Genomic DNA, 16199 nt, shown 5'->3' with positions numbered 1-16199 from the left:
GGTCAGACTATTCGGGAGCGGATTCGAGCGCGTGCGCGACCATCGCGAGCAGGGTTTCGACGACGCTGTACCGCTTGCGCGCGTCCATGATCACGACGGGTACGTGCGGGGGCACGGTGAGCGCCTCCCGGACGTCCTCGGGCTCGAACCGCTCGGTGCCCTCGAAGTGGTTGACGGCGACGATGTACGGCAGCCCGCAGCTCTCGAAGTAGTCGAGCGCGGCGAAGCAGTCGGTCAGTCGGCGCGTGTCGGCGAGCACGATCGCGCCGATCGCGCCGCGCACCAGGTCGTCCCACATGAACCAGAAGCGCTGCTGGCCTGGCGTACCGAAGAGGTACAGGACGAGGTCGTCGTCGAGGGTGATCCGGCCGAAGTCCATCGCCACGGTCGTGGTGAGCTTCTCGGGCGTCGCGGAGAGATCGTCGGTCTCCTCGCTGGCCTGCGTCATCAGGGCCTCGGTCTGCAGCGGAGTGATCTCCGAGACGGCCCGGACGAGGGTCGTCTTGCCGACGCCGAACCCGCCCGCGACGACGACCTTGGTCGCTATGGGGGCGCGGGTGTGGTCGAGCTGCCAGTCCTGGGCGCCGTCCTCGGTGCCGACACCGGCGGGTACGGGCTGTGCGGGGATTCCGGCGGACGCCGGGGCAGCGGCTTCAGAGACGGCGGAGTCCACTCAGCACCCTTTCGAGGAGCGCGCGGTCGGGCTGGCCGGTGCCGTGACCGGTCCCGTACACACGGATCTTTCCCTGGTCGGCCAGGTCGCTGAGCAGCACCCGGACGACGCCCAGCGGCATCTTCAGGAGCGCCGAGATCTCCGCGACGGTACGCATCCGTCGGCAGATCTCGACGATGGCCCGCATCTCCGGCATGAGCCCGCGGGCGCCGGGGCCGCCGTCCGTCAGGACCTTCCGTTCCGGCGCGGCTTCGAGCGCCGCGACGAACGTCTCGACGAGCAGGACGTGACCGAAGCGGGTACGGCCGCCGGTGAGGGAGTACGGGCGTACGCGCGCGGGGCGGCGGCCCTCACCCCGGACCGGGAGCTTGTAGGCGTGGTAGACCGACGGCACAGACGTCACTGGGTGCTCTCCATCGATTTGCGCAGCTCGCTGCGGAGTTCGGGGGTGAGTACATGTCCGGCACGGCCGACGAAGAGGGCCATGTGGTACGCCACGACGCTCATGTCGCAGTCCGGCTCGGCGTGCACGCCGAGCAGCGAGCCGTCGCTGATGGACATGACGAAGACGCTGCCCTCGTCCATCGCCACCATCGTCTGCTTGACACCGCCGCCGTCCATCAGCCGGGCGGCGCCGACGGTGAGGCTGCCGATGCCGGAGACGATCGTGGCGAGGTCCGCGCTCGACCCCCGCGGGCCGGTCGGCCGGTCCTCGGCGGGCGTGGCGTTCTGGACCGCCGGGTCGGACGAGAGCAGCAGGAGTCCGTCGGAGGAGACGACGGCGACCGAGCGGACCCCGGGCACCTCCTCGACGAGGTTGCCCAGCAGCCAGTGCAGATTGCGGGCTTCCCTGCTCAGTCCGAATGTTCCGGTCGCAGTCAACTGCGTGCCTCCTCGACTGTGTCCCCCGTCTTCTCCTCGGTACGCGCGGTGTCCACGGCCGCGTTCTCGGTCTCGGCCTCGGTCTCGGCCCTGGTCGCGGCCTTCGTGCTGTCGGTGCTGGTCTCGGTCTCCGCGCCGATCTCGGCCTCCACGTCCCGGCGGCCCGCCTTGGCCCCCTGGTGGAAGCCGCCGAGCCGGCGGCGGAGGGCCTCGGCGTCCACACCGCCCGTACGAGGTGCGGGCGAGGTGTCGGACTGCTGGACGATCTTCGGCGTGCGCTTGGGAAGGCCCTTGTCGGTGACGCGCTGGACGCCGTCACCGGTCTCCTCGGCGGCGCGCTCGTGGGCGTCGGGCTCCGCGGGCGGGGCGGGGAGGCGGACCTGGAGGGTGGTCTCGGCGACGGTCGGTTCGGCGGCCTCGGCGGGCTCTGCGGGCGCGACGGGCTCGGCGGGCGCGGCGGGCGCGGCGGGCGCGGCGGGCTCGGTCGGCACCGTGGACTCGGCCCGCACTGCGGACTGGGCCGGCACGGCGGACTCGGCCTGCTCCGGGGCCGCCTCGGCAGCCTCCGCACCCTCGGCAGCCTCCGGAGCCGTCCGCGTCTCCCCCGCAGCCGCCTCGAAAGCGCGCTCCGCGGCCTCGACGAGCGGGTCCCGGGTGCGGGACGGCAGGGTGTTGGAGTTGGCCTCGGCGACCGAGCCCGGGAGGTTCAGCGTGGGCGCCTCGCCCGCGACCGGGACGGCCGGCGGACCTGCGGCCGGCGGGGCCTTCGGGAGCAGCGGGAGCGGCAGGACGACGACCGCCGCGATGCCACCCTGCTTCTGCTCCCGCAGCTGCACCCGTACGCCGTGACGGGCGGCGAGCAGGGCGGCGACGCGGATGCCGAGCCCCTCCCCCGCGACATCGGCCGGGTCGGCCTCGGCCAGGCGCGCGTTGAGCTCGGTGAGCCGGGACTCGGTCATGCCGATGCCCTCGTCCTGGACGGAGAGCATGACCTCGCCGGACTCCAGGAGCCAGCCGGAGAGCTGGACCTGGGTGTCGGGCGGCGAGAAGGAGGTGGCGTTCTCCAGGAGTTCGGCGATCAGATGGCTGAGGTCGTCCGCGGCGAAGCCGGCGATCTGGGCGTGCGGCGGCAGGGACTGGATGGCGACCCGCTCGTACCGCTCGATCTCGCTGACGGCGGCGCGCAGCACGTCGACGAGCGGGACCGGCCCGGGGTGGCCGTGGACGTGCTCGTGGCCGGCGAGGACGAGGAGGTTCTCGCTGTGGCGGCGCATGACGGTCGCCATGTGGTCGAGCTTGAAGAGGGTGGCGAGCCGTTCCGGGTCCTGCTCGCGCTCCTCCAGCTTCTCGATGACGCCGAGCTGGCGCTCCACCAGGCCGAGACTGCGCAGCGAGAGGTTGACGAAGGTGTGGTGGACGCTGTGCCGGAGCCGTTCGAGCTCGGCGGTGAGGAGCGCGGTGTGGCCCTGGAGTTCGGCGCGCTGGGCGGCGAGCTCGGCGGTGAGGGCCTCGCGGGACCCGGTGAGGTCGGCGCGCTCGCTGTCGAGCTGCGCGGTGCGCCGGCCGAGGTCGGCCAGCTTGCCCTGGAGGGTGTTGAGGGACCGTACGACCTGGGCGAACTCGTCGTTGCGGCCGGTGAAGCGGACCGGCTCCTCGGTCTCCGGCTCCGGGGCGGCGGCGAGGCGCGCGGCACCGATGCGCACGACGGCGAGCGGGCGGGTGAGGCTGCGGGCGACGTAGGTGGAGATGCCGATCGCGACCAGGAGGCAGCCGCCGAGGAAGGCGATGCGTACTTCGAGGGCGGTGACGTCGTCGTCGCGGAGCTGTGAGAGGCGTTCCACGCGGGTGGCGGCGAGGGCCGATTCGACGCCGCGCATCTGCTCGACACGGGCGGAGAGCGCGGCCTCCAGCTTCTCCGGGTCGGTCTTGCGCTCCGACTTGCCGAGCTCCGGCTGGTCGGTGAGCCGGGCCAGGAGCCGCTCGGCGTTCTTGACGTCGGGGCCGGTGACCGTGGCGGCGAGGGAGTCGCGTCCGGTGCTGGAGGCGGCCTGGTCGAAGTCGGCGAGGGCGGCCAGTTCACGGACCCGGGCCTGCTGGGCGGCGGCCGTGAGGGCGTTGCGGGTCCGGTCGGCCTCGTCGGCGCCCTCCGCCTTGATGGGGACGTACGTGCCGGTGACCGGGTCGTAGGTGACACCGCTCGACTCGGGCTGGGGCACGGCCAGGGCGGCGAGGAGCAGCCCGCGGGTGGCGGAGGCCTGTTCGACGGCGCGGCCGAGGGAGGCGGGCGCCCGGGTGTCCTGGGCGGCGCGGGCCGGCGTCTGCTCGGCGAGCTCGTCGGCGAGGGCCTGGAGCTTGGCGATGACGTCCGTGTACGCCTTGTGGGCCTCCAGGGCGGTGCCCTTGCCGGTGAGCGCGGTACGGCGGATGGAGGGCACGCCCGCGAGGTCACGGCGCAGCTCGGCCGGGGCGGCGGGCCGGATCTCGTCGATCTGGCGGTCGACGCGGGTGGATCGCGTGCTGGTGACCTGCCGCTTCTCGTCGCTGTCGCCCTGCTGCTCGTCACGACCGGCGGCGACGTACGCGACGACCTCGTCGCGCTCGTCGGCGAGGGAGTGCGCGAGGGTGACTGCCTGGCGGTCGAGCTCGGCGAGGGTGACCAGACTCTGGGAGTCGGTCAGTTCGCCCGAGGCGGTGAGGACCGCGGGGGCGCCGGCGGCGAGGACGGTGACCCCGACGAGGGCGACACCGGCGACGAGGCGGTTGCGGACGCGCTTGGGGCGGCCCTTCTTCGCCGGGGCGGGGGCCGCGGCGGGGGCCGTGGTCGCCGGTACGGAGGCGGGGCCCGGGGGCGTCGGCGCGGGTACGGCAGTCGGGCCCGGGGTGCCGCCCGTGTTCAGCGGGTCACCGGGGGCCTGGCTCCGCGTGCCGTTGTTGCTCCGAGGCCGCTTCTTCTGCACCGGTGCTCGCATTCTCGACTCGTCCGCCCATGAAGCAGAGGTGACGACCGGTCACGTGATGGAGCGCCCCCACCCCTGGTACGGCTTCCGACCATTCCAGCGCTTCTGGGAAGGGGACGCGCATCGGCCGCTCGGCCACCCGAACGAGTGAACAACACTCCTGAGTTGGGGAACAACTCCACGCGGAGCCCGCCGCGCGCCCGTGCGGTGCGCCGGTTGGATCTTCCGCGCGGGCTTTGGCAGGATGCCCGCCCGCAGCTTCCCGGAGGCTCCGCTTCCGCCTCTCGTACGGCCCTGGAACGCTTGGTACAGGCCACGTTCGACCCTATGGAGACGCCGTGAAGGCGCGGTGCGGACCCCGTCGGCCGGAGGCAGACTGGGGATCATGCGCACCGAAGTCGTCACCCTCCCCGGCCGCCCCGAACGCCCCAATGAGGACTGGGCGGCCGCCGCTCTACCTGCCTCCGGCGGGGGCGGGACGGTGGTGGTCCTGGACGGGGTGACACCGCCGGCCGGCGATGACGGTTGTGTGCACGGCGTGCCGTGGTTCACCGCCCGCCTCGGCGGCGCGCTGACCGAACTGTCCGCTTCGCGACGCGACATGCCGCTGCCCGGAATCCTGGCGGAGGCAATCCGGCGCACCGCGGAGGCCCACCGGGACAGCTGTGACCTTTCTCACGTACGTACGCCCCAGGCGACCGTGGCGATGGCGCGCTGGGACGCGGCGACCGTCGAGTACCTGGTCCTGTCGGACGCCGTGCTTCTCCTGGGGGCGCCGGACGGGTCCGCGCGGGCCGTGCTCGACGGCCGGCTCGACCTGATCCCGGACGGGATCCGGCGTTCGCTGGAGGCGACGGACCGGCTGCGGAACCAGGAGGGCGGCTTCTTCACGGCCGCGGCCGACCCGGACGTGGCGCGGCGGGCGGTCACCGGGACGGCGCCCCGGAGCACCGTACGGGCGCTGGCGGCGCTCACGGACGGGGCGGCGCGCTGGGTGGAGCTGTTCGGGGAGGGCGACTGGGCGGCCTGCATGGAGGTGCTCGGGAAGGAGGGCGCGCACGGGCTGCTGGCGCGCGTCCGTTCGCTGGAGGTGGCCGACGCGGCAGCGGGCGGGCCCCTGCGCTGGAAGCTCCACGACGACGCGACGGCGGTGTACGCGGTCCTCTGAAGGGTGTTCGGCGGAGGGCCGGGCCCGGGGCCGGGCAGGGTGCCCGGCCGCGTGCCCGGTGGTCGAGGCTCGACCGAGTGCCCGGTGGTCGAGGCTCGACCGACTGCGTGGCGGTCGAGGCTCGACCGAGGGCTCAGTTCTCTGCGCGGGTGTTCAGCTGGTGGAGCAGGCGGGCCAGTTCGGCGACCTCGCCGCGGTCCCAGTCCGCGAGCTTGCGCACGTACCGCCCGCGCCGCGCGTCCCGGACCCGCCGGAAGCGGAGCCGCCCCTCCTCCGTCAGCCGGACGAGCGAGGCGCGCCCGTCCGCCGGGTCGGGGTCGCGGGCGACGAGTCCGAGGTCCTCCAGGGCGCGGAGCTGACGGCTCATGGTCGCCTTGCCGACGCCGAAGTAGCCCGCGAGTTCGGTGGCACGCTGGGGGCCGGTGTCGTCCAGCCGTACGAAGAGTCCGTACGCGGAGGATTCGAGCTCGGGGTGGACCTCGCGGGCCATCTCGCCGGACTGGGCGCGGGCGCGGCGCAGAAAGACCGCCAGTTCCCTTTCCAAGGCGAGGAATTCCTGGTCCACACCACTCCTCGTCATGGGCTCGCCTTCACTCCCCGTACCGCTTCCGTGCACGTCAGCACCCCTCGCACGCTTTCCGGTCGCTGAAAGTTTCTTCCGTCCGCGGCCATCGCCGCAGCTCCTTCAGTATTTCGCAGGAGTAGACCAACGGCAGCACCCGGACCCCCTTCCACCGAACCGGTCTACGTGCGTAGCGTCATCGGTGACATGTCCACACCAGGACTGTCCCGGCACGCTCCCCCACCGAGCCTTTCGGAGGCACGCAATGCCCGTGCACAGATCCGGAAAGACCCTAGCCGCCGCGTTCGCGGCCCTGGCCCTCCTCCTGCCCCTCATGTTCTCCGGCCCGGCCAGCGCGGCCGACGCCGACGCCGTTCCCCCACGCGGCTCCGCCCACATGGGCATGGGCGTCATCGAGCACGACGGCCGCGACGGCACGCCCGGAACGCCCCGGGCCGCCCAGACCGAAGGCGTGGACGTCTCCAGCCACCAGGGGAACGTGGCCTGGTCGACACTGTGGAACAGCGGGGTGAAGTGGGCCTACGTCAAGGCGACGGAGGGCACCTACTACAAGAACCCCTACTTCGCGCAGCAGTACAACGGCTCGTACAACGTGGGCATGATCCGCGGCGCGTACCACTTCGCCACCCCGGACACGACGACGGGCGCGGCACAGGCCGACTACTTCGTCAACAACGGCGGCGGCTGGTCCCGGGACGGCAGGACCCTGCCGGGCGCGCTGGACATCGAGTGGAACCCGTACGGCGCGACCTGTTACGGCAAGTCGCAGTCGGCGATGGTCACGTGGATCCGCGACTTCCTCAACCGCTACAAGGCGCGGACCGGCCGCGACGCGGTGATCTACACGGCGACGAGCTGGTGGACGCAGTGCACGGGCAACTACGCCGGCTTCGGCGCGAGCAACCCGCTGTGGATCGCGCGGTACGCCTCGACCGTCGGCACGCTCCCGGCCGGCTGGCCGTACTACACGATGTGGCAGTACACCTCGACCGGCCCGACGGTCGGTGACCACAACCGCTTCAACGGCGATCTCTCGCGCGTACAGGCGCTGGCGAACGGCTGAGCCGGCCTTCGCCTTCGTTCGGCGGTCGTCGGTTCGGCGATCGGCGACCGGCAATCGGCCGTCGGCGGTTCGACGGTTCGGCGTTCGGCGGTCTCCCAGGTGCGCGGCGGCGCGTCCGGGAGGCCGCCTTCGCTTGTGCCGCCCACCCCCTCCGCCTTTCTCGCTCCCCCCTCTTGCCGATTGGTATGGACCAATGCGAGTCTCTTGGGCGACGCGTGCGGCTTTCAACTTCCGTACGCCACCCGCTCATTGCTCGTTCCGTCCTCCCCCACGCACGAGAGAGAGCTTCGACATGCCGTCCTCGTACCGCCGCACCGCCGCAGCCGTCACCCTGTCCGCGGCCGCGCTGATCCCCCTCACCCCGTCCGTCGCGGGCGCGCACGGAGCCGTCTTCAACCCGGTGAGCCGGGTGGCGGCCTGTTACGCGGAGGGGCCCGAGTCCCCGGACTCCCAGGTCTGCAAGGACCTCGTCGCCGACTCCGGCACCCAGCCGCTCTACGACTGGAACGAGGTGAACATCGCCAACGCGAACGGGCAGCACCAGGTGGTCATCCCCGACGGCAAGCTCTGCTCGGCCAACCGCGAGAAGTACCGCGCGCTGGACTGGGCCCGGACGGACTGGCCGGCCACGGCGGTCGGGGCGGGCTCCTTCGACTTCAAGGTCCGGGTCACGGCGGCGCACTCCGGCACGATGACGGTCTACATCACCAAGCAGGGCTTCGACCCCACGAAGCCGCTGAAGTGGTCGGACCTGGACGCGACCCCCGTCGCCACCTACGCCACCCCGCGCACCTCGGCGGACGGCTACTACAACTTCACCGGCACCCTGCCCGCGCGCACCGGCCGCCACATCGTCTACAAGGTCTGGCAGCGCAACGACAGCCCGGAGGCTTTCTACAGCTGCTCGGACGTCACCTACGGCACGACGGCGAAGGTGGCCGGCACGGCACCGAGCGAGGCGAAGATCGCCGCGGGCGCCGACCGTTCGACGGTGAGCCACGCGGGTCACGGCGGTGACGAGCAGGCCCCCGCGCTCTCGGCCGAGGCCGCGCAGACGTCCCCGTCGCCGCTCCCGCTGGCCCTCGCGGGCGCCGGGGCACTGGCGGCCTTCGGGGCGGGCAGCCTGCTCCTGACGCGGCGGCGGAACGCGTCGTAACGGTGCGGCAGGCCGGCACGCGGCCGTTGGGCCCCAAGCGAAGGCGAGGTCCTGCGGTCGGTGCCGAACCGGTCCACACGGAACGCCCCTAGACGGCCGACGACCCCCTCGGTCAGACTCCGCGGCCCGTGGTGGAGGCGAAGCCCAGCCAGGTGTGCCGGTTGTTCCACCAGCACCAGCCGACCTTCGGGGCGTTGCGCCGCTCGCGGCCGTCCCGCCCGGTGCCGTTGCTGATCCAGATCGCCGGAGTGCGTGCGTCGAAGGCGCCGTTCGCCTTGCGGAGCCGGGAGCCGATGGTCATGAAGCAGAGGTTGCGCTCCAGAGCCGCCGGCTGCTGGAGGACCCAGTGGATGCCCTCGCTGAGCAGCAGCGGGGTCCGGTCCTCCTTGGCCAGGGCGGGCAGCGCCTCGTCCGGGCTCCAGTTGGACATGTGGTCGCCTCGGTCGACACCGGAGACGAGGTAGAGCGGCGCATCGGGCAGCTCGACGGTGTCGAGCGGGGCGAAGTCGTCGACGTCGGGCATGTCGACGACGACGAATCCGGGCTTGTCGTCGCGGCGGAGCAGCGGCGCGAGGGCGGAGGCGGGCACGCGGTCGGGGTGGACGGCGAGCAGGGCGTCCTCCCGTCCGCCGCCGGCGCCCGCGGCGAAGGCGCGCAGCTCGTCCGCCGGTATCTCCGCGAGCTCGTGCACCCCGAGCTCGATCAGCCGCTCCGCCTGGGCGGCGAGCGAGGGGAGCGCGGGCACGGTGGGACTGGTCGGCGAGGTCTCGGTCAAGGCACTCCTTGGTCGGCGTTGCGAGTGGCAGGCAGAACGTCAACGGAGCACCCTCCGGCGATGTTCCCGCCGCGCCCGACTCCTTGACCGTGGCGCGAGAGAGTGCGCGTCGGGCCGTACGAGAGAGAGGGAGGCCGACGGTGACCGAACCGGACCCGGTGGTCGTCTCCCCGAAGACGATGGGGTGAGCGTCACGGTCGGCGGGGCGCGCGGGACTGCCGGGCGACGAGAAGCGGGGCGCCCCCACCACAGGGGCGCCCCGCTTCTCGTGCCATCGGGACGGGTGCGACCGGAGCGGCGTACGACGTCGCCCGGCGCACCACCGGAACCGCTTACGCGGCGGAACCGCTTACGCGGCCGCGCTCACCGTCACCTCCGCCGGGGCGAGGGCGATCTCCAGGACCTGGCGGACGTCCGTCACCGGGTGGACCTCCAGCTTCTCCAGGATCTCCGCGGGGACGTCGTCCAGGTCGGCCTCGTTCCGCTTCGGGATCACGACCGTCGTGATACCCGCCCGGTGGGCCGCCAGAAGCTTCTGCTTCAGGCCACCGATCGGGAGGACCCGGCCGGTCAGCGACACCTCACCGGTCATCGCCACGTCCGTCCGGACGAGCCGGCCGGAGAGCAGCGACGCCAGGGCCGTCGTCATCGTGATGCCCGCGCTCGGGCCGTCCTTCGGAACCGCGCCGGCCGGGAAGTGGATGTGCACGCCCCGGTCCTTCAGACCGGTCACGGGCAGCTCCAGCTCCGCGCCGTGCGAACGCAGGAAGGAGAGAGCGATCTGCGCCGACTCCTTCATCACGTCGCCCAGCTGGCCCGTCAGGGTCAGGCCGGCCGCGCCCGTCTCCGGGTCCGCGAGCGACGCCTCCACGAAGAGGACGTCACCGCCCGCGCCCGTGACGGCCAGGCCGGTCGCCACACCCGGCACCGACGTGCGGCGCTCGGCCGGGTCCTGGGCGGACTCCGGGATGTGGTGCGGACGCCCGATCAGCCCGCGCAGGTCGGCCACGCCGACCGTGAACGGCAGCTCCCGGTCGCCCAGTTCGTGCTGCGCCGCGACCTTCCGCAGCAGCCGTGCGATGGACCGCTCCAGGTTCCGTACACCCGCCTCACGGGTGTACTCGCCCGCCAGCTTCCGCAGCGACGCGTCCTCCAGGACCACCTCGCCCGGCTCCAGGCCCGCACGCTCCAGCTGCCGGGGCAGCAGGTGGTCGCGGGCGATGACGACCTTCTCGTCCTCCGTGTAGCCGTCGAGCCGCACCAGCTCCATCCGGTCGAGCAGCGCCTCCGGGATGGCCTCGAGGACGTTCGCCGTCGCCAGGAAGACGACGTCGGAGAGGTCGAGTTCGACCTCCAGGTAGTGGTCGCGGAAGGTGTGGTTCTGCGCCGGGTCCAGAACTTCCAGGAGCGCGGCCGCGGGGTCGCCGCGGTAGTCGGAGCCGACCTTGTCGATCTCGTCGAGCAGGACCACCGGGTTCATCGACCCGGCCTCCTTGATCGCCCGTACGATCCGGCCCGGCAGGGCGCCGACGTACGTACGCCGGTGGCCGCGGATCTCCGCCTCGTCCCGTACGCCGCCGAGTGCGACCCGGACGAACTTCCGTCCCATCGCGTGCGCGACGGACTCGCCCAGCGACGTCTTGCCGACGCCGGGCGGGCCGACCAGGGCCAGGACGGCGCCCCCGCGACGGCCGCCGACGACCCCGAGGCCGCGCTCGGCGCGCCGCTTGCGGACCGCCAGGTACTCGGTGATCCGTTCCTTCACGTCCTCCAGGCCCGCGTGCTCGGCGTCGAGGATCGCCTTGGCGCCCTGGATGTCGTACTGGTCCTCGGTCCGTTCGTTCCACGGCAGTTCGAGGACGGTGTCGAGCCAGGTGCGGATCCAGGATCCCTCCGGGGACTGGTCGCTGGACCGCTCCAGCTTCTCGACCTCCTTGAGGGCCGCCTCACGGACGTTCTCGGGCAGGTCGGCGGCCTCGACGCGCGCCCGGTAGTCGTCGGACTCGTCGCCGTCCGTCTCGCCGTTGAGGTCGCGCAGCTCCTTGCGTACGGCATCCAGCTGGCGCCGCAGCAGGAACTCGCGCTGCTGCTTGTCGACGCCCTCCTGGACGTCCTTCGCGATGGACTCGGCCACGTCCTGCTCGGCCAGGTGCTCGCGGAGCTGGGCGGTGGCGAGCTTGAGCCGGGCCACCGGGTCGGCGGTCTCCAGGAGCTCGACCTTCTGCTCAAGGGTGAGGAAGGGCGAGTAGCCGGAGTTGTCGGCGAGGGCGGAGACGTCGTCGATCTGCTGGACGCGGTCCACGACCTGCCAGGCGCCGCGCTTCTTCAGCCAGCTGGTGGCCAGCGCCTTGTACTCCTTGACCAGTTCGGTCACGGAGCCGGGCAGCGGGTCGGGCAGGGTCTCCTCGACGGCGCTGCCCTCGACCCAGAGAGCGGCGCCGGGGCCGGTCGTACCCGCGCCGATCCTGACGCGGCCACGGCCACGGATGAGCGCGCCGGGGTCGCCGTCGGACAGCCGTCCGACCTGCTCGACGGTGCCCAGGACGCCGGTGGCGGCGTACGTCCCGTCGACCCGGGGCACGAGGAGCACCCTGGGCTTACCGGCCCCGGAACGGGCGGCGGCCTGGGCGGCCTCGACCGCGGCGCGTACGTCGTTGTCGGACAGGTCCAGCGGCACCACCATTCCGGGCAGCACGACCTCGTCGTCGAGCGGCAGCACAGGCAGAGTGAGCGGTGAGGACGTCGAAGCCATGATCTCCCCTTCGGCAGTCAAGTTGAGCTATGTGGACTCAATGCACGTGAGCCCGTGGATGTTCCCCGAGGGCTGTTCGCTCTGAGCGATCACTCTGGCGCAGGGCGCAGCCATGGACATGTAATGCCTCCATGGACACTATGGCTATTACCTCTGCGTGGGTGGAGGGCTGGACCGTCTCGCGGGGCACCCCGCCCGCCGTCGTCCAGCCCTGGGGCTGGCGGATCGACGTCGGCCTGCCGACGCATGTCTTCCGGCACGTCCTTCCGGCGCCGGACGCGGTGTCCGTGGGCAAGCTCTGCCAGGAGATCACCGAGCCGCACGCCTGGCTGAAGGTGATGGCCGGACCGGAGGAGGTCGCGGAGTGGATCACCCCGGGGTGGACCGTCCCGGACGACCCGGGCTACATGATGTGGAAGCCCCTGGACGCGGGCGCGCGGCCGCCGGCTCCGGAGGGGTACGCGCGGACGACGGAGACCCGGGACGGCGTGATCCGGGTCCGGATCGTGGCGCCGGACGGCACGCTCGCGGCCCGCGGCCAGATCGCCCCGACGGGGGCGACGGCGGTCGCCGACCAGATCGAGACGCACCCCGGCCACCGCCGCCGCGGTCTCGGCGCGAACGTCATGCGCACCCTGGAGGCGGCGGCCGCGCAGACGGGCGCGGCGACGGGCGTCCTCTCGGCGACACGGGACGGCCTGGCCTTGTACGACACGCTGGGCTGGCGTCACACGTGCCCGTTGACGGGGATCGTGCGGGACGCGTAGGAGCGCGCGGTGTTGTGCGCGGCGTGCGGCGTCCCCGCGAGGGCGGCGAGGGGCGGCCGGCGGGGGGAGCGGCGGGCGGCGGGCGGCGGGCGGCGGGCGGCGGGCTGAACGAGGTTTCGACCGGTGCCGGGCGTGTGTGGACGCCGTCGACCTGGCGGTACGGGGCGGGCAGCACGGACCCCGCATCGATGCCGTACACGCGGCCCTGGTCAACCGGATCGGGTGAGGGCAGGATCGTGTCCATGACGCTCAAGGGTGGTAACGCGAGGCTCTGGGCCGCGTCGGCGGCACTGGTTCCGGCACTGGCGCTGACGGGCTGCGGCGACCAGGGCACCCCGCCGGGGCCGGTCGCGGCCCAGGAGGAGACGGCGCAGCCGACACCCCCGGGGACGGGCGACGTCACCGTGCCCCCTGTGCCGACCGGGACCAACGGCACCGTCAAGAACAACCATGAGCCCGGTCCGCGCGAGGTCCTCGTCGAGGTGAACGTCAACGGCGGGCTGGCCGGGGTCCGCAACCAGCTGATCGTCCACTACGACGGCAGCTACACCACCCGGTCCGGCACGGAGTCACCGCGGACCGGCCGGATGACCGCCGCCGAAGTGGCCCAGCTGCGCGCGGCGTTGGAGGATCCTGCCTACGCGAAGGTGCCCACGCGCCCGACGGGGCAGCCGGTGCGCGACGGGTTCCAGTACGTCTTCACCCACCGCTACCGGGTCGTCGTCGCCGCGGACGGCGAGCGCCCTCCCGCCCTGCAGCGCGTCTTCTCGGCCCTCCCCGAGGGCGGCCCTCCGACCGGCCCCTGACCCCCACCCGGCCACGGACCGGCACCGTCCCCGGCGAACCGGCACCGTCCCCGGCCCCTCGATCGACCCCGGACCGGACCCCGATCGAACCCCGATCGAACCCCGGCCGGGCCCCGAACGGACCCTGCTGAGGCCCGTCTTCGCCCCCACCCCCGGCCACGGCGTGAACCGGCTACCGTCCGCCGAGCGATAGAGGGGGCGTGAGACTGTTGCGCCCCGAACGGGCAGAAGAGCGGGACGACTCGGCGCTGTTGCGCGCCGTCGCCCGCGGGGACACCGAGGCGCTGGCCGTGCTGTACGACCGGCACGCGGGATGGCTGCACGCACGGCTGGCCCGGCGCTGCGCGGACGAGGAGACCGTACGGGAGGTCCTCCAGGACACGTTCGTCACGGTCTGGCGGTCCGCCGGTTCCCACCGCGGCCGGGGTGAGGCCGGGGGCTGGCTCTGGGTCGTCGCCGCGCGCCGCCTGGTCGACGCGCAACGCGCCCGGGCCCGTGCGGAGCGCCCGGCCCCCGAACCGATCGCCCCCGCCCCCTCCGCGGAGGACCGGGTGCTCGCGGGCCTGGAGTACGGGGACGTCGGCGCCGCGCTCGACCGGATCTCGCCCGAGCTCCGCGAGGTCCTGCGGGCCACCGTCGTCGACGGCCTGACCACCCGTGAGACGGCCCGGCTGCTCGGGATACCTGAGGGGACGGTGAAGACCCGCGCCCTGCGGGCCCGTCGCGAACTGCGTGCCGCCCTCGGCCCGCACGCCCTGGGAGGCACCGCATGACCGCGCCGTGGCACGTGACCGATGCACTGGCCCACCGGTACGCGTCGGGTGCGGCGGCCGAGCCCGACGCGTGGTCCCTGGAGAAGCACGTCGAGGTGTGCGGGGACTGCGCGGTCCGCGTCTCCGCCGCAGTCCGGGCGGGGGGATCGGGTCCGACCCTCGCCGACGTCCGGGCCTCGCTCCTGGCGACGGTACGCGCAGAGCCGGCCACCGCGCCCCGGCGCCTGGGCGCGGGCGCGCGCCCGAGCGATGGCCCGGGCCTGGGCGCGGGCGGTCCCGCCCTCTCCCCCGCCTCCCGTGGGGCACGCCTGCTGTGGGCCGTGGGCCCCGCGCTGCGCGGAGCGTGGGTGGTGGCGCTGCTCGTCGTGGTCGCCGCCGCGGTCGGGCTCGCGTACGGCGCCGGGTTCCGGGGCGCACGGCCGGCGCTGCTCGCCCTCGCTCCGGTGCTGCCGCTCGCCGGGGTGGCCGTCTCGTACGGACGCCACGCGGACCCGATGTACGAGATCGGCGTGGCGACCCCCTCCGGCGGACTGCGCCTGCTGCTCACCCGGGCGGCGGCCGTGCTCGGGGTGTGCGTGCCGGTGCTGACCGCGGCCGGGGCGGTGCTGCCGCCGGTCACCGGCGTGCCGGGCGCCGCGGCCTGGCTGCTGCCGGGGCTCGCGCTGACGCTGGCGGCCCTGGCCCTCGGCTCGTTCGTCGGGTGCCGGGCGGCCGCGGCCACCCTCGCCGCCGGCTGGCTGCTCGCGGTGACCGGGCCGGTGCTCGGGCGGTCCGGGGCCTCGGCCGAGCTGGCCCGGTACCTCTCGGGCCCGGCCGCACAGGGCGGTTGGGCCGCCGCAGCCGCCGTCTGCGCGGGCCTCGTGGCGCTGCGGCGCCGTTCCTTCGACCATCTGGAGACCCGGTGACCACACCCAGCCCGCGGGCCGTACGGAGCGCACGGGGCATTCCGATCCGGTCGGGCACGACGGTCGCGGCGCGCGGGCTGACCGTCCGGCACCGCCGTACCGTCGCGCTCGACCGCCTCGACCTGGACCTCGGTCCCGGCGTCCACGGCCTGCTCGGCCCGAACGGTGCCGGCAAGACCTCCCTCATCCGTGTCCTCGCAACCGTGGCGGCACCGTCGGACGGCCGGGTGGAGCTCCTGGGCCGGGACTCCTCGGCCCACCGGGAGCGGTCGGAGATCCGGCGACGGCTGGGCTATCTGCCGCAGGAGTTCGGGTACTACGCCGGCTTCACGGTCCGCGAGTTCGTGGCGTACGTGGCCTGGCTCAAGGAGATGCCGACGGACCGTGCCCCGGCCGCCGTGGAGCGCGCCGTGGAGCGGGTGGGCCTGGCGGACCGCATCGACGCCCGGCTGAAGACGCTGTCCGGGGGCATGGTCCGGCGGGCCGGGATCGCCCAGGCCATCGTGAACCAACCGGAGTTGCTCCTCCTCGACGAGCCGACGGCGGGTCTCGACCCCGAGCAGCGGGTCGAGTTCAGGACGCTCCTGCGGGAGATCGGCGCGTCCTCCACGGTGATCGTCTCCACCCATCTGGTGGAAGACGTGGCCGCGGCCTGCACGGAGGTCACGCTGATCGAGTCGGGCCGTATCGCCTTCCGGGGCACGACCGCGGAACTGACCGCCCTGGGCGAGGAGTCGCGCGCCAGCGGGGAGGCGGCGAACGCGATCGAGCGCGGATACACGGCGGCCCTCCGAGCACACCGCTCGCCGTCGCGCGCTCCTGCTCCCGGCCCGGAGAAGGGCGGCTCGCACGAGCCGCCGCCGGGGGGCGGGGGGGGGGGGGGGGGGGGGGGGGGGGGCGGGGGGGGGGGGGCGGGGGGCGGGGGGCGGGGGGGGCGGG

The 16199-nt window shown here is 73.6% G+C and carries 14 protein-coding genes and 1 pseudogene; 8 read left to right on the top strand and 7 right to left on the bottom strand.

What is annotated here, in order from left to right:
- Window positions 1–7: 7 nt before the first annotated feature.
- The 4 genes from ACFY8U_RS23865 to ACFY8U_RS23850 are packed head-to-tail and all read right to left on the bottom strand — an operon-like array spanning window position 8 to window position 4524.
- On the bottom strand, window positions 8–673 hold the full coding sequence (locus ACFY8U_RS23865; protein ID WP_361436659.1) for an ATP/GTP-binding protein: 666 nt from the start codon (window positions 671–673) through the stop codon (window positions 8–10).
- Window positions 654–1076 (bottom strand): DUF742 domain-containing protein, encoded by a 423-nt coding sequence (locus tag ACFY8U_RS23860; protein WP_361436656.1) that lies wholly within the window; start codon window positions 1074–1076, stop codon window positions 654–656. Before ACFY8U_RS23860 ends, ACFY8U_RS23865 begins: the two co-directional genes overlap by 20 nt.
- Window positions 1073–1555, bottom strand: coding sequence for a roadblock/LC7 domain-containing protein (locus ACFY8U_RS23855; RefSeq protein ID WP_361436653.1), 483 nt, complete (start codon window positions 1553–1555; stop codon window positions 1073–1075). Before ACFY8U_RS23855 ends, ACFY8U_RS23860 begins: the two co-directional genes overlap by 4 nt.
- Window positions 1552–4524, bottom strand: coding sequence for a nitrate- and nitrite sensing domain-containing protein (locus tag ACFY8U_RS23850; protein ID WP_389573377.1), 2973 nt, complete (start codon window positions 4522–4524; stop codon window positions 1552–1554). The genes ACFY8U_RS23855 and ACFY8U_RS23850 overlap by 4 nt, the downstream gene beginning before the upstream one ends.
- Window positions 4525–4897: 373 nt before the next feature.
- Between ACFY8U_RS23850 and ACFY8U_RS23845 the strand changes: the two genes are divergently transcribed.
- Complete coding sequence (locus tag ACFY8U_RS23845; RefSeq protein ID WP_389573374.1) at window positions 4898–5680, top strand: hypothetical protein; 783 nt, start codon at window positions 4898–4900, stop codon at window positions 5678–5680.
- A gap of 133 nt (window positions 5681–5813) precedes the next feature.
- Here ACFY8U_RS23845 and ACFY8U_RS23840 read toward each other — a convergent pair whose 3' ends face one another.
- The gene (locus ACFY8U_RS23840) at window positions 5814–6260 is read right to left on the bottom strand and encodes a MarR family winged helix-turn-helix transcriptional regulator (RefSeq protein WP_389573372.1); all 447 of its coding nucleotides are present in this window, start codon (window positions 6258–6260) and stop codon (window positions 5814–5816) included.
- A gap of 247 nt (window positions 6261–6507) precedes the next feature.
- On the opposite strand from ACFY8U_RS23840, the gene ACFY8U_RS23835 reads away from it, so the two are divergent.
- Both ACFY8U_RS23835 and ACFY8U_RS23830 read left to right on the top strand, forming a co-directional pair.
- A complete protein-coding gene (locus tag ACFY8U_RS23835; RefSeq protein WP_389573369.1) occupies window positions 6508–7326 on the top strand; it encodes a lysozyme in 819 nt (272 codons plus the stop codon).
- 292 nt (window positions 7327–7618) lie between these two features.
- The gene (locus tag ACFY8U_RS23830) at window positions 7619–8482 is read left to right on the top strand and encodes a lytic polysaccharide monooxygenase (protein ID WP_389573367.1); all 864 of its coding nucleotides are present in this window, start codon (window positions 7619–7621) and stop codon (window positions 8480–8482) included.
- Window positions 8483–8594: 112 nt separating this feature from the next.
- Here ACFY8U_RS23830 and ACFY8U_RS23825 read toward each other — a convergent pair whose 3' ends face one another.
- Together ACFY8U_RS23825 and lon are read right to left on the bottom strand one after the other, a co-directional pair.
- Window positions 8595–9257: a DUF5701 family protein gene (locus ACFY8U_RS23825; protein ID WP_389573364.1), complete on the bottom strand. Its 663-nt coding sequence runs from the start codon at window positions 9255–9257 to the stop codon at window positions 8595–8597.
- 349 nt (window positions 9258–9606) lie between these two features.
- The gene (gene lon / locus ACFY8U_RS23820; protein WP_389573362.1) at window positions 9607–12009 is read right to left on the bottom strand and encodes an endopeptidase La; all 2403 of its coding nucleotides are present in this window, start codon (window positions 12007–12009) and stop codon (window positions 9607–9609) included.
- A 131-nt stretch (window positions 12010–12140) separates the two neighbouring features.
- On the opposite strand from lon, the gene ACFY8U_RS23815 reads away from it, so the two are divergent.
- The 5 genes and pseudogenes from ACFY8U_RS23815 to ACFY8U_RS23795 all read left to right on the top strand — a co-directional run.
- Entirely contained in the window at window positions 12141–12776 is a 636-nt protein-coding gene (locus tag ACFY8U_RS23815) for a GNAT family N-acetyltransferase (protein WP_389573359.1), read from the top strand.
- A 242-nt stretch (window positions 12777–13018) separates the two neighbouring features.
- Window positions 13019–13582, top strand: a complete 564-nt coding sequence (locus ACFY8U_RS23810; RefSeq protein ID WP_389573356.1) for a hypothetical protein — start codon at window positions 13019–13021, stop codon at window positions 13580–13582.
- Window positions 13583–13782: 200 nt separating this feature from the next.
- Complete coding sequence (locus tag ACFY8U_RS23805) at window positions 13783–14355, top strand: RNA polymerase sigma factor (RefSeq protein ID WP_389573353.1); 573 nt, start codon at window positions 13783–13785, stop codon at window positions 14353–14355.
- Window positions 14352–15260, top strand: coding sequence for a zf-HC2 domain-containing protein (locus ACFY8U_RS23800; protein WP_389573350.1), 909 nt, complete (start codon window positions 14352–14354; stop codon window positions 15258–15260). Before ACFY8U_RS23805 ends, ACFY8U_RS23800 begins: the two co-directional genes overlap by 4 nt.
- Before the next feature lie 44 nt (window positions 15261–15304).
- Window positions 15305–16078, top strand: a pseudogene (locus tag ACFY8U_RS23795) (ABC transporter ATP-binding protein); the annotation flags it as partial.
- Between the last annotated feature and the right edge of the window lie 121 nt (window positions 16079–16199).

Source organism: Streptomyces sp. NPDC012508 (genome assembly GCF_042902595.1).
Taxonomy (GTDB): domain Bacteria; phylum Actinomycetota; class Actinomycetes; order Streptomycetales; family Streptomycetaceae; genus Streptomyces.
Note: the sequence above shows the minus strand (reverse complement) of the source record. Positions and strands in the feature narration are given on the sequence as shown.